Source organism: Epibacterium sp. HA2-3, from assembly GCF_055693725.2.
Genome location: NZ_CM172490.1, coordinates 1,552,371 through 1,564,765 on the forward strand (window position 1 = coordinate 1,552,371; position 12,395 = coordinate 1,564,765).

Here is a 12,395-nt window from a genome sequence, read left to right on the forward strand (position 1 = left end):
GCCAATGTCGGAGCCTTGAAGGCGCGCACATTTGACCAACTGGTCAAACTCACGCTATCACCAGATCAGACTCAGTCAAGAAATTGCGCGTCCTGATTTCAGGATAAGATTTTGGCTGCTTATGATATGAGCAATTTTCAAGCAGCTTCGCGACCTCTCACAGCAAGAGAAAGAATCGGCACGATATGGCCTCAGACCGCAGCCCCACGAGAATTCAAAAACGAAACCGTGCCAATATCTTAGAGGCCGCTCTGGAAGTGTTTTCCCAACATGGGTTTCGTGGCTCCACGGTAGATCAGGTGGCCACCGCCGCCGGTCTTTCAAAGCCCAATCTGCTCTATTATTACCCCTCAAAAGAAGCGATCTTTACAGAGCTTTTGTCAAAGCTTCTGGACGATTGGCTGGCGCCCTTGCATGAAATCGACCCGGATGGCGAACCGATGGAGGAAATCCTCGGCTATGTGCAGCGCAAATTGCAGATGAGTCAGAGCATGCCGCGCGAAAGCCGTCTCTTTGCCAATGAGATCGTGCAAGGCGCACCGCGCATGATCGACACGCTTTCGACCGACCTGCGTGCGCTGGTGGACAAGACCGAACTGATTTTCCAGAACTGGATGGAAGCCGGCAAGATCGCCCCGGTTCACCCGCGCCATCTGTTGTTTTCGATCTGGTCGCTTACACAACACTACGCCGATTTCGAGGTCCAGGTGCAGGCGCTGATGACCCCCGAAGATCCGTTTGAAGCCGCGCCGGAGTTTCTCGACACGCTCTATCGCAGGATGTTGACCCCGCCCTGATCCGAGCCCCCGCGCCCTGGCCAGAAGACGGCGGCGTGTATAGATCCTGCCCCTCGAACCGGCATCACCTCCCAAGATAGATCTGCCTGCGCAAGTCACTTACGTCGGCCTCTCAGGTCAATAGTGCCCCCAGAGCCCCCCAGAAATTCACTCCGCTGGCCTCAGGCCGGTTGATCCAGTTGAAACGACAAAGCGCCGCGCAACGCGCGGCGCTTGGCCCAACGGGAGCGGGTGCCGGTTTCAGACCGGCATCCGCAACGGGCGGGAGCTCCCCCGCCCTTTTTGTTTATTCCGCAGCCGTTGCAGACGGATTATTGGGGTGCTGGGTCCAGTTGCCATATTCGCCGCTCACCACCTTGCCGGTGCGTTCATCAATGGCGCCCACGGCAACCTCTTCCATGGTGATACAGCCTTCAACCGGACAGACGTTGACGCACAGGTTACACGCCACGCATTCGTCGTCCTTCACGGTAAAGGTCCGATCCGCAGACATCGCAATTGCCTGATGCGAGGTATCCTCGCAGGCCGCATAGCAACGTCCGCATTTGATGCAGTCATCCTGAGAGATCTTGGCCTTGGTCACATAGTTGAGGTCCAGATACTGCCAGTCGGTCACATTCGGAACCGCCATGCCACGGAAGTCCTCGATCGAGGAATAGCCCTTCTCGTCCATCCAATCCGACAGGCCCGAAATCATCTCTTCAACGACCTTGAACCCATAGGTCATGGCCGCCGTGCAAACCTGCACATTGCCAGCCCCAAGAGCGATGAACTCCGCCGCATCGCGCCATGTTGTCACGCCGCCAATGGCCGAAATAGGCAGACCTGCGGTTTGCGGATCGCGGGAAATTTCGGCCACCATATTCATGGCGATCGGTTTCACCGCCGGGCCGCAATAGCCGCCATGGGTGCCCTTGCCGCCAATCATCGGTTCGGGCGACATTGCATCAAGGTTGACCGAGGTGATCGAATTGATGGTGTTGATCAGAGACACAGCATCGGCATTGCCGGCCTTCGCGGCCCGCGCCGGATGACGAATGTCGGTGATATTGGGCGTGAGCTTCACGATCACCGGCTTGTCATAATACTGTTTGCACCATTCGGTGACCATCTGAATGTATTCCGGAACTTGCCCCACCGCAGAGCCCATGCCGCGCTCGGCCATCCCATGCGGGCAGCCAAAGTTGAGCTCGATCCCGTCACATCCTGTTTCCGCCACACGCGGCAGGATCGCTTTCCAAGCCGCCTCTTCACAGGGCACCATGATCGACGCAATCAGCGCGCGATCCGGGTAGTCCTTCTTGACGCGGGTCATCTCCTCGAGGTTCACATCCAGCGGGCGATCCGTGATCAGTTCGATGTTGTTGAGCCCCAGAAGACGGCGGTCCGCCCCCCAGATCGCGCCATAGCGCGGCCCGTTCACGTTGACGACCGGTGGCCCTTCGGCGCCGAGGGTCTTCCAGACCACACCGCCCCAGCCCGCCTCAAAGGCGCGGCGCACGTTATATTCTTTGTCGGTGGGCGGCGCGGAGGCCAGCCAGAAAGGGTTCGGCGATTTGATACCGAGGAATTCTGTTGTAAGATCAGCCATTTGATCTCTCCCTATTTGCTAACTATGCAAGCCGCCCCACCAGGGGGAGCGGCGCATAGCGGCTTCAGCCCATCAGGCTTGCGTGGATATCTTCGGCCGCATCGCGACCCTCGGCAACGGCAGTGACCGTGAGATCATCGCCGCCAGAGGCACAGTCGCCCCCGGCCCAGACCCCGGAGACGGAGGTTTTGCCCGTCTCGGAGACTTTGATCTTGCCGCCCTCAAGCGCCAGTGCATCCGGCTGGCCTTCGAGCGTCTGACCGATGGCCTTCATCACCTGATCCGCAGCAAGGCGGAGGGTCTCTCCGGTGCCTTTCACGCGCCCGTCAACGATTTCGGTGTACTCGAGCTCGATCTCTGCGGCGGCGCCGTTGCCATGGATCGCCTTGGGCATCACGTTGAACATCAGTTTCACGCCCTTGGAGGCCGCGAGATCCTGCTCAAAACGGCTTGCGCCCATGGCGTCGCGCCCTCGACGATAAGCGATGGTCACATTCTCGGCACCCAAGAGTTTGGACTGCACGGCCGCGTCTACAGCGGTCATACCGCCGCCGATCACCACCACATTGCGCCCAACCGGAAGCGCGCGCAGATCTTCGGCCTGGCGCAGTTCGGCAATGAAATCCACCGCATCGCGCACGCCGTCCTTGTCTTCACCTTCTGCGCGCAGCGCGTTGACGCCCTGCAGCCCGACAGACAGGAACACCGCGTCGAAATCCGCCTGAAGCCCGTCAAGCGTGAGGCCCGCGCCGAGGCCCTGACCGTACTCGATGGTGATCCCACCGATCTGGAGCAGCCACTCGACCTCGCGCGCAGCAAAATCATTGGTGGATTTATAAGCGGCGATGCCAAATTCATTGAGGCCGCCCGCCTTGGGTTTGGACTCGTAGATTGTCACCTCATGACCGTGCATAGCCAACCGGTGCGCCGCCGCAAGCCCGGCAGGCCCCGCACCGACGACCGCGACCCGCTTGCCTGTCGCCGCAGCACGGGTAAAGGGGTGCGCGCCCTTTTCCATCAGCATATCCGTGGCATAGCGCTGAAGGCGACCGATCTCGACCGGCTTGCCTTCGGCCACTTCACGCACGCAGACTTCCTCGCAGAGCGTCTCTGTCGGACAAACCCGCGCACACATCCCGCCAAGGATGTTCTGCTCCAGAATGGTCTTGGCCGCGCTCTCGGCATGGCCTGCCTGAATTTCACGAATGAACTGCGGGATGTCGATGCTTGTCGGACAGGCCGTCATGCAGGGCGCGTCGTAACAGAAATAGCAGCGATCCGCTGCAACCGCGGCTTCATGCGCGTCATAAGGCGCGTGAAGATCTGCGAAGTTCTCGGCGATTTCCTGGGCACTCAATCGCTCAGAACGCACGCCGGATACCTGGTGGCCTACTGCCATTGGGTGTCTCCTTGCTGAAATTGGACAGTCAGTGATGTCTTCTTGTTATCCACACAGTGCCACAGGCGATTTTTTTATCAACTGGTAAAATTTAGAGAGGCTGCATTATTCTGCATTGCGGGATGAAAATCTCGCGCTTGAGGCTTGATATTGTTCGCAAAATCATAGTGCCCAAAACTGTGGCACATTCGAATATTGTTGCAAGATGAGAGCGAACCGGGGGCTTCAGACGCAAAACGGGGATCTGAGTTGCCCCAGATCCCCGTTCCAAAACCACACTGAAATGCCCTGATCAGGACATACCAAGCGCCTCTTTGTACATCTCGAGAACCGCCTCTTCTTCGGCGATGTCGTTTTCATCGCGCTTGCGCAGGGCGATGATCTTGCGCAGAACCTTGACGTCATACCCGCGCCCCTTGGCTTCGGCCATGACCTCTTTCTGTTGCTCGGCGATCGCCTTTTTCTCTTCGTCCAGACGCTCGAACCGTTCGACAAACTGACGCAGTTCGCCAGCCGTCACGCGGTAGTTTTCGCTCTTTTCATCTTCGGTCATGTCCATGGGATGGCCCTCGTGCAAATTGCCTCAACTGCTCCGGTTGAACCCGGTTGAGGCAGAGGGATACAGGGCTGCTGCACGCCTCGCAAGACTGGAGTTCGCCTGCATTTGCTTGCAGTGGCGCGACCACTCTTGTAGGCGCTTGTTCACCCGTGAGAGCGCAGGCGCATAACGTGAGCCAAGTGCGCAGTGGCAAGAGGATGGCAAGCGATGGAATACCTGATTTGGGCCGGTGGCGGCCTGTCGATCCTGGGTATGGTGGGGCTGGTGTGGTGCGTGTGGACCGTCGTACGCGCCAAACGCAAGGGGTTGACCGATGACGAGTTGCGCGACGTCTTGCAGTCGGTTCTGCCCAAGAACCTCGGCGCCTTGTTGCTCTCGGTGCTTGGGCTGATGCTGGTGATGGTCGGGCTGTTCCTGCGCTGAACACCCGTGGCCTGATGCAGCATCAGGCCACGCAGCACCGGTCAGATCGGCATGTTGTCAAACTGGCTTTCGACCAATTCGTCGTTCAGCACTTGTTCCGTGCGACGCAGATGCCCGGGCACCGGCACGCCGGCCGCTTCGATCCGTCGCAGAATGCGTGCAAATTCTTGATGCAGATCCTGCCGAGCGGCCTCAGACGCGGTGCGGATCTCCTGCTCAAGATCGCAGGCACGTTCAATCAACTGTTGCGATGTCATTCGTTACTCCTCCCTTACAGGTCAACCAAAGCCCCCTGTATTTGCAGCCTGGCACGCGCTGCGTCGATCAAGTCTACTCAAATCAAAAGGTGGGGCAATCTATGTGCCCCTGCAATTCCGCAAATTGACGCATTCCAAGCGTTAAGGCTGCAATAAAAGGCACGTTGCCCAATTGCGTTGCGTGTATTCCGGTCCTGCAGGACCAAAACCCATGCCCGAGATCGAACCGGTACGGCGCTTCGATCTAGACCAATGCGGGACAAAGGCGTAAACGATACCGCATGGATGCACGCACATTGACCCCCCGCTACTCGGTTTCTCCGCAGATCTCCGTGGAGGATATTCCCGCAATCAAAGCCGCCGGTTTTACAACGGTGATCTGCAACAGACCTGATGCAGAAGTCCCGCCCAGCCATCAGGCGGAGACGATCCGCGCTGCAGTCGAAGACGCCGGGTTGTCTTTTCAGGTCCTGCCGCTCACCCACCAGACGATGACGCCGGAAAACGTTGAAAAACAAGGCGCTTTTGTCCAAAGTTCAGAAGGTCCGGTGCTGGCGTATTGCGCCTCGGGCACGCGGTGTTCCGTGATCTGGGCGCTGGGTCAGGTGGCCAATCCAGAGATTTCGGTGGATGACATCATGTCGACCACGCAGGAGGCTGGGTATGATCTTTCGGGCCTGCGCCCCACGCTTGAGGCCCTTAAGGGGTAGTCTCCGCCACGGATTCCCGAGCGCGGATCTCCGGGCGATTGTCCCGGCATGACGCGAAGGAAACGCCCTGACGAAGATCAGTCGCAATGACGGCCCGCGGTGTCCACCGTGGGCCATATTTTTCCAAGAGAGCTGATGCGCCCCGCGGCGCTGTGGTTATGTTCCGGTCTCTGAAAGATCAGACAGACCAGCAAGCTCCGAGATCTCGGCCGCCGTGTCATCGGCGTTAAAATCACCAAGGTCATTCATGGGCAGTTCGGGCAGCTCTCCCATGGCGTCAAAATCGCCCATGGGCAAGTCGCCCCCTTCAAGGCCGCCGCCAAAATCGCCTCCGAGGTCGCCGCCAAGATCACCGCCCAAATCGCCACCTAGGTCGCCGCCCATCATGCCACCGAGATCGCCACCAAGGCCATCACCGGGTTCCTGCAGACCATGCGCGGCAATCGAGAGATCAAGCGTGTTGTCTTCGAGCGCTGGCGCCCCACCATGACCGATCCCGTCGGAAAAACTGCCTTCGTTATGAGGCACAAGACGGGTGCGCTGCTGATCCAGACGCACGGCACGCGCGCCATTCATCTGCCCCAACCGTCCCTTTGCAATGGCCTGACCATTGATGGCAATCAAATCGGTCTCGTAGAGATAGGCCTGATCGAGCGGCAAGAGCTCTCCCACTTTGAGGGTGGAGAACTGGCGCAAAGGCACGCGCATCTTGCACAGGACCGCCGTCAGTTCCGCCCGCATGGAGCCAACGCTCGACCCCAGACGCGGGCCACGGATCGCGTTGGCCTCGTCATATTCATCGACAGACGGTTCCGGCAGCACCAGACAGATTTCGCCCTGCATCTTGCCGGTCGCGAGATCGACGTTGAGATTGATGACCCGGTAATCCTCGGCTTCCATACCGAGCACAAGGGTGCGCACATCTTCGACCTGCGCGCCAAAGCGATAGCCTTCGAAGATGCTCAGGTCGGTCTGGTCTTCGAGCAGGCTCGAGACCTTGGCAAACAGCTTTTCAAGGAATTCCGCCACCATGGCGGCGTCCGTGGGCGTATAATTGCGCTCATCCCCGGACATGCCCAGCACGGTACCCATGGTCTGCTGTTGAATCAGAGCTGTAACCGCCGCTGCATCCAGTGTCGCAGCACCAATCCGTCCTGCAGGGCAATCCAGAACCACAAGTAGGTGTTTATCGGAAAGAAGGCCGGTCAGATCCTCGGGCACGCGGTTGGTCTGACGTGCCGCGATCACTGCCATGGGCAATTCGCACAGATCCTCGGCAGCCCGCGCCACCGATCTGCGCAAGGCCTTGAGCGTAAGCGAGCCGCCGGTCCCGGCAGTGCCCTCTTTTGAGGCTGCAAGTTTGCGCGCCAGTCCCCCGACCGCGCGATTGCCTTCCTCAGTTTGATCCTTATCCGTCATAAATGAACCCGAAGCCTTCCGCACCCGTATGCAGACGGTTCTATCCCAGCGCTGGTTACCAAGACCTTTACAAATTTCAGAGGATTTCTTCTATTTTCGTCTCTCGTGGCAAAGAGACCAGAAAAGCGGCCCCTTTTTGCGTCGCAAGCAGATGAATATCACCACCCAGCTTGCGCATGATCTCCTTGCAGATCGCCAGCCCAAGACCTGCCCCTCCTGCGCGTTCGGGTGTCACGCGTGAGAATTTCTCAAAGATCATTTCGCGAAAATCCGCAGGGATTCCAGCGCCATTGTCGATGAATTCAACATCTACCCGGTTCGCAAAGACCCGCACATTGATGCGCAACTCCGGCGCAGCTGCAGTGCAGTATTTCTGCGCATTGGCGATCAGATTGATGAAGACCTGCGCCAGCCGGTCGACGTCGGTTTCAATCTCCACAGTCTCGGAATTGCGATCCCGCACCACCCGCAGCGGACCCTCCGCGCCCGCCAGCGCCGAGGACAACGCATGATCCAGCACATCGCCCAGAGACCGGCGCGAAACATTGAGCGAAACGGACCCGCTCTCCAGAACGCTCAGATCCAGCAGATCGTTGAGCAACCTTGTGAGGCGCAGGGCCTCGTCATGGATGATCGATGCGTATTTATGCTGCTCATCGGGATTGAGGGAGGGCTCATCGCGCAGGATTTCGGAAAAGGCACGTACCGATGTCATCGGCGTGCGCAGCTCGTGGCTGACCTGAGAGAGAAACGCATCTTTCTGCTCAGAGAGACGGGTTAGCTTCTGGTTGGTCTCCCGCAACTGCAGCGCGGTGCGCGAGAGCTCTTTTGATTGCGCCTCAAGGCGGCTCGAGTATTCCAGAAGTTGTGCCGATTCGTCCGCCACCGCCAGGAGATCCTCGACGGACACCGCTGCACCGCTGACAATCTGGCCGATCATCGCATGGGCAGCCGCCGCCCCAATCGAGGCGCTGAGTTCGCGCTCCAGTTGCTCGAGAAAACTCGGTGTCGGCTCCGGCAACGGCCCCGGGCCTCCTTGACGTTCCAGCGCCGCCTGAAAGAACTTCTGTGCCTCTTCGGGGCCGAGGATGCGTTGGGACATGATCATCAGATCTTCGCTTTGTGCCACCGAGCCAGTCCAGCCACCAGGGCCTGCCGAGTGGTCAAAGACATGCACGAACTGCGCGCCCTGGAGACGCTCCATGGGGCTTGGAAAGCTCAGAACCGAAACCAGCGCAAAGGCTGCCACATTGAGGCTCATGGACCAGAGGACAGAATGGACGATGGGGTCAAAGCCCTCGATCCCAAAGAGCGCCTGCGGGCGCAACCATCCGACTCCAAACGGCCCTTCCGACAGCGTGGCATTGGAAAAGACGCCTCCGGCGACCTCTGGCAGCAAGAGTGTATAGCTCCAGACCACAAAGCCGATGGTCAGCCCCGCAAGCGCGCCTGCGCGTGTGGCACCGCGCCAGAACAGCCCTCCCACCAGCGCGGGCAGGATCTGCGCGATGCCCGAAAAAGCGATCAGACCGATGGCGGCCAGCGCTGCGCCGCCGCCCGAGATCTGATAGTAGGCATAGCCGAGCGCCATGATCGCGGCGATGGAAAAACGCCGCGCAAAAAGCACGACCGAGCGCACATCGCCAGAAACCGACGCCCCTTTGAAGGCCCCGGTCGAGCGCAACCAGATCGGCATCACAATGTGGTTTGAAACCATCGTCGACAGGCTCATGGCGGCGACAATCACCATCGACGTGGCCGACGAAAACCCGCCCAGAAATGACAGCATGGCCAGACCGTTCTGCCCTTGGGACAGGGGCAAGGCGAGCACAAAGAGGTCCGGATTGGAGCCCTGCGGCAAAAGCTCAAGCCCGATCGCCGCAATTGGAACCACAAAGATCGAAATGAGCAGGAGATAAGTCGGAAAGGCCCAGGCCGCGACCCGTAGGTGGCGTTCGTCCTCGTTCTCCACCACCATCACTTGAAACATGCGCGGCAGGCAGACAAAGGCCGCCGCTGCCAGAAAGGTGATCGCCGTCCAGCGCCCGCCGTCCACCTGCCAATGCCCGATGGGAGAGCGGTCGATGCGGGCAAGAGTTTCCTCGATCCCGCCAGCGATGCCCCAGACCACGAACACGCCCACCGCCACCAGCGCAATGAGCTTGACCACCGCCTCAAGGGCGACGGCCATCACGACGCCGTGGTGGCGCTCGTTGGCGTTGAGGTTGCGCGTCCCAAAGAGGATGGCAAAGCAGGCAAGGCCCATCGCAATCCAGAACACCGTGCCGGATTCATTGTGGCCGCGAGAGGGGTCGGCCTCGGCAAAGATCGCGACCGAAAGAGTGATAGATTGCAATTGCAGCGCAATATAGGGCGTGACCCCCACCACCGCGAGCACCGTGACTCCGATGGCCAGCACGTTGGATTTGCCGTATCGCGCCGAGAGCAGATCGGCAATCGAACTGATGCGCTGGCTGCGCCCGACCCGCACCAGTTTACGCAGCCCCCACCACCAGCCGATCATCACCAGGGTCGGCCCCAGATAGATGGTGACATATTCCATGCCGGAGCGCGCCGCATAGCCAACTGCGCCGTAAAACGTCCAGGCCGTGCAGTAAATCGACAGCGACAGCGTGTAGATCAGTGGTGAGCGCATAAAGCGCGCGCTTCGCCCCCGCAGCGCCTGCCGGTCCGCCCAAAAGGCCACCATGAACAGCAGGGCCACATAGCCAATGCTCACGACTGCCAGAAGGTTGAGCGAGGTCATGCATCACCCACCGGGTCGCTGCTGTCGGCGGGGCGAGGCGTGTCTGTCCGCTCGAGCCCAGTCTCTGGCAGGGCGCGCGGGGCCAGCACATCCGCAGTGTCGGTCGGCGCCCCGACCCCCGTCCAATGGACCGCCCAAAGCCTGACCGCGACGGAAAATCCAACGCTAAAGAGTATGAGCCCGATCCAGACCCCAAAGATGTAAATCATTGCACCGGACATGCTGCCGGCGGCCTGCGACGCCTCTGGGCCAGACGGCTCTGGCCATAGCAGCGGCACCAGAAACAGCAGCGCTCCAAGGATTGGCGCAATCCGGGCAATATCCATCAGGCGACGACGGCGATACGTCCGGCGCTCCACAAAAGGAGCGCGCAGCTCGTCCTTGCTGCCTGCGCCATCAGATCGGATCATCCCGCGCGGCTCAGCCGGCGTCGCGCACGGCTGCTGCCTGCGCCTGAGACTGCCGCGCCTGCGCATCAAGATCGCGCACGGCCGTCAACACTTCGGTGTTGGAGAACGGCTTGGTCATAAAACGGGTCACACCGGCGCGCTCTGCCATTTCGCGGTCCTTGAGTTGCCCGCGTGCGGTCAGCATTAACACAGGCAGATCCGAAAACGCGCTCAATTCCCTGAGTTCACGGATAATTTCCATGCCACTCTTGCCCGGCAGCATCAGATCCAAAATCACCAGATCGGGTTTTTTGGCTTCGATCACGGAAACCGCGGTGCCGCCATCGGCATGCACATCGACCTGCCACCCCTCGCGCGACAACAAGAAGCGGATCGCCTCGGCGATATTGGCTTCGTCTTCAATCAAAACGACTCGTCCAGCCATTGATGTCCTTGTCCTCCCCAAGCACCACACCGTATTACCGGTTCCTCCGGGTGCGGTAGCAATCTTTGCATGAAAGCAGCGCGGCTGTCACCCAGCAGTTAGAGTTGCGTTAACCTGGCGCCTCTCGCATCGCGTAAAATCGACGGCTCGCGCCTTGCTGCGCATCCGCGCCGCGCACAGATCCTGCAGCTCGCCCCTACCGGGCGCGAGCCTGCGGCGGGGGGGTGGTCTGGCTGCTCAGACGGCAAGATCAGCATCACCGAGCGGAGGACGGGGTCGCGATCAAAGTCCGCAGGCTCGGCCTGCCAGGAGATCGCGAAACAGGTGCTGTCGCGCGCCGCGCGCCCCTCTTGATGCACGTTTCGCTGGATCGGCACCCCCGGTTGCGAAAGCGCGGTGAACAGCGGCCAGAGCGGACAGGAAGCGCCAAAGCGCGGCAGGGGAAACCCCGCGACGGGCTTGCGCAGCAAGATCGAACCGGAGGCGTCGCAAATCACCAGCCCGACCGGCACCCCCAGAACATCCTCTGGCATCATCGCAAGGCGGCGCAAGAGGCGATAGATTTCCACATCCAACGCCTGTGCCAGTTTGCCCGGCACCAGACCGTGTCGCGCAATGGCGGCCGTCAGCGCGGCCATCGGCATGCGTTCGGCGTCCTCGCGGTAGACCTCCAAGGCCGCCTCGGCAAGCTTGCGGGCAGCGGTGCTTTCAAGCTCGCTCACCGATTGCACAAGCTCGCGCGGGCTTGCGGTGCCCTCTTCTAGTTCGGGGAAATGGAACTCGCGAGCGACGAGAAACGCCTCCACTTCCTCTTGCGGAATTCCGCGCCGCTCGCCGTCCTGATCGCTTTCATCCAGAAACCGGACCAGCGCGCGGCTGCTGTCCGCCAAACGCTGCGCATCCTGATCGAGGTTCTTGTGAAACCGGTCACGCCATTCTGCTTCGAGCTCTCCGGGCTCTGCGAGAATGCCCGCCGTGGACCGGATCGCAGCGGCTGTTGAAAGCACCTCGTGGAGCGAGGCGGCGAGGTGCGGGTCATGGGTGAGGCGATCGGAGAGCGACCGAACGGTACGTTCCAGCGCGCCGATGCGACCATGGGTTTGTGCCAGCACCTCGGCCCAACCGGGAAAACGGCCTGCAAACTCGTCCACCCGATCGAGTTCGACCATCGGCGTGCGCGCTTCTGCCGCAGCCTCGCGCAGGGACGCCACAAGCGTCGCCTCGACCCCTTCTGTCAGAAGAGAAGGCTCGACGCCAAGCACCTGCGCCAGGGTCACAAGGAGTTTGCCGCCGATTCTGCGGCGGTTGTGCTCGATGAGATTGAGGTAAGAGGCCGAGATGCCCGCATCACGGGCCAGGTCGGCCTGGCGCAACCCCAGCATCATGCGCCTCTCGCGGATGCGGCTGCCTGTCAGACTGTCTCCGGGCATGAGGTGCCTCCTGTTGCAAAACGCCACGTTATCAACGGCTTTCTGCGCGGCAGAATAAGAAAATTTACCGCAACACCGCCTTCACTTTACATTTCTTTACAGAAAAAACATTCAAAACAAGCGTTTTATTGCGGTGATTTACAACACACCCCCATACTCATTTTGCACAATGTTGCAAGGTGATGCGTGAAAGTGAGGAGTCGCTCATC

12 protein-coding genes are annotated in these 12,395 nt (G+C 60.1%); 3 read left to right on the top strand and 9 right to left on the bottom strand.

Annotated features, from left to right (window positions below; genetic code table 11):
- Positions 1 to 185 precede the first annotated feature (185 nt).
- Positions 186 to 797, top strand: a complete 612-nt coding sequence (locus tag ACZ1HH_RS07185) for a TetR family transcriptional regulator C-terminal domain-containing protein (protein ID WP_472636248.1) — start codon at positions 186 to 188, stop codon at positions 795 to 797.
- Between the two features lie 286 nt (positions 798 to 1,083).
- On the opposite strand, the gene preA is transcribed toward ACZ1HH_RS07185, so the two are convergent.
- The 3 genes from preA to ACZ1HH_RS07200 all read right to left on the bottom strand — a co-directional run bounded on the left by preA (position 1,084) and on the right by ACZ1HH_RS07200 (position 4,346).
- Positions 1,084 to 2,388, bottom strand: a complete 1,305-nt coding sequence (gene preA / locus ACZ1HH_RS07190; protein WP_472636249.1) for an NAD-dependent dihydropyrimidine dehydrogenase subunit PreA — start codon at positions 2,386 to 2,388, stop codon at positions 1,084 to 1,086.
- Positions 2,389 to 2,452: 64 nt separating this feature from the next.
- Positions 2,453 to 3,787, bottom strand: a complete 1,335-nt coding sequence (locus tag ACZ1HH_RS07195) for an NAD(P)-dependent oxidoreductase (protein ID WP_472636250.1) — start codon at positions 3,785 to 3,787, stop codon at positions 2,453 to 2,455.
- Positions 3,788 to 4,079: 292 nt separating this feature from the next.
- Positions 4,080 to 4,346: a DUF2312 domain-containing protein gene (locus tag ACZ1HH_RS07200; RefSeq protein ID WP_005609905.1), complete on the bottom strand. Its 267-nt coding sequence runs from the start codon at positions 4,344 to 4,346 to the stop codon at positions 4,080 to 4,082.
- A gap of 207 nt (positions 4,347 to 4,553) precedes the next feature.
- On the opposite strand from ACZ1HH_RS07200, the gene ACZ1HH_RS07205 reads away from it, so the two are divergent.
- Positions 4,554 to 4,769: a hypothetical protein gene (locus tag ACZ1HH_RS07205; RefSeq protein WP_011538837.1), complete on the top strand. Its 216-nt coding sequence runs from the start codon at positions 4,554 to 4,556 to the stop codon at positions 4,767 to 4,769.
- Positions 4,770 to 4,810: 41 nt separating this feature from the next.
- Here the strand turns inward: ACZ1HH_RS07205 and ACZ1HH_RS07210 are convergent, their stop codons facing one another.
- Entirely contained in the window at positions 4,811 to 5,026 is a 216-nt protein-coding gene (locus ACZ1HH_RS07210) for a hypothetical protein (RefSeq protein ID WP_011538838.1), read from the bottom strand.
- A gap of 281 nt (positions 5,027 to 5,307) precedes the next feature.
- On the opposite strand from ACZ1HH_RS07210, the gene ACZ1HH_RS07215 reads away from it, so the two are divergent.
- Positions 5,308 to 5,736 (top strand): protein tyrosine phosphatase family protein, encoded by a 429-nt coding sequence (locus ACZ1HH_RS07215; RefSeq protein WP_472636251.1) that lies wholly within the window; start codon positions 5,308 to 5,310, stop codon positions 5,734 to 5,736.
- A gap of 156 nt (positions 5,737 to 5,892) precedes the next feature.
- Here the strand turns inward: ACZ1HH_RS07215 and ACZ1HH_RS07220 are convergent, their stop codons facing one another.
- The 5 genes from ACZ1HH_RS07220 to ACZ1HH_RS07240 all read right to left on the bottom strand — a co-directional run bounded on the left by ACZ1HH_RS07220 (position 5,893) and on the right by ACZ1HH_RS07240 (position 12,186).
- Entirely contained in the window at positions 5,893 to 7,155 is a 1,263-nt protein-coding gene (locus ACZ1HH_RS07220; protein WP_472636252.1) for a FliM/FliN family flagellar motor C-terminal domain-containing protein, read from the bottom strand.
- A gap of 76 nt (positions 7,156 to 7,231) precedes the next feature.
- Entirely contained in the window at positions 7,232 to 9,922 is a 2,691-nt protein-coding gene (locus tag ACZ1HH_RS07225; protein ID WP_472636253.1) for an ATP-binding protein, read from the bottom strand.
- A complete protein-coding gene (locus tag ACZ1HH_RS07230; protein ID WP_472636254.1) occupies positions 9,919 to 10,332 on the bottom strand; it encodes a hypothetical protein in 414 nt (137 codons plus the stop codon). The genes ACZ1HH_RS07225 and ACZ1HH_RS07230 overlap by 4 nt, the downstream gene beginning before the upstream one ends.
- A 10-nt stretch (positions 10,333 to 10,342) precedes the next feature.
- Positions 10,343 to 10,756 (bottom strand): response regulator transcription factor, encoded by a 414-nt coding sequence (locus ACZ1HH_RS07235; protein WP_011538843.1) that lies wholly within the window; start codon positions 10,754 to 10,756, stop codon positions 10,343 to 10,345.
- A 98-nt stretch (positions 10,757 to 10,854) separates the two neighbouring features.
- Positions 10,855 to 12,186 carry a short-chain fatty acyl-CoA regulator family protein gene (locus ACZ1HH_RS07240; RefSeq protein ID WP_487320223.1) on the bottom strand — a complete coding sequence of 444 codons (1,332 nt, stop codon included), beginning with the start codon at positions 12,184 to 12,186 and terminating at the stop codon, positions 10,855 to 10,857.
- Between the last annotated feature and the right edge of the window lie 209 nt (positions 12,187 to 12,395).

Coding starts and splice junctions, on each gene's coding strand:
- ACZ1HH_RS07185 (WP_472636248.1), top strand. CDS start 186: ATGGCCTCAGACCGCAGCCCCACGAGAATTCAAAAACGAAACCGTGCC.
- preA (WP_472636249.1), bottom strand. CDS start 2,388: ATGGCTGATCTTACAACAGAATTCCTCGGTATCAAATCGCCGAACCCT.
- ACZ1HH_RS07195 (WP_472636250.1), bottom strand. CDS start 3,787: ATGGCAGTAGGCCACCAGGTATCCGGCGTGCGTTCTGAGCGATTGAGT.
- ACZ1HH_RS07200 (WP_005609905.1), bottom strand. CDS start 4,346: ATGGACATGACCGAAGATGAAAAGAGCGAAAACTACCGCGTGACGGCT.
- ACZ1HH_RS07205 (WP_011538837.1), top strand. CDS start 4,554: ATGGAATACCTGATTTGGGCCGGTGGCGGCCTGTCGATCCTGGGTATG.
- ACZ1HH_RS07210 (WP_011538838.1), bottom strand. CDS start 5,026: ATGACATCGCAACAGTTGATTGAACGTGCCTGCGATCTTGAGCAGGAG.
- ACZ1HH_RS07215 (WP_472636251.1), top strand. CDS start 5,308: ATGGATGCACGCACATTGACCCCCCGCTACTCGGTTTCTCCGCAGATC.
- ACZ1HH_RS07220 (WP_472636252.1), bottom strand. CDS start 7,155: ATGACGGATAAGGATCAAACTGAGGAAGGCAATCGCGCGGTCGGGGGA.
- ACZ1HH_RS07225 (WP_472636253.1), bottom strand. CDS start 9,922: ATGACCTCGCTCAACCTTCTGGCAGTCGTGAGCATTGGCTATGTGGCC.
- ACZ1HH_RS07230 (WP_472636254.1), bottom strand. CDS start 10,332: ATGATCCGATCTGATGGCGCAGGCAGCAAGGACGAGCTGCGCGCTCCT.
- ACZ1HH_RS07235 (WP_011538843.1), bottom strand. CDS start 10,756: ATGGCTGGACGAGTCGTTTTGATTGAAGACGAAGCCAATATCGCCGAG.
- ACZ1HH_RS07240 (WP_487320223.1), bottom strand. CDS start 12,186: ATGCCCGGAGACAGTCTGACAGGCAGCCGCATCCGCGAGAGGCGCATG.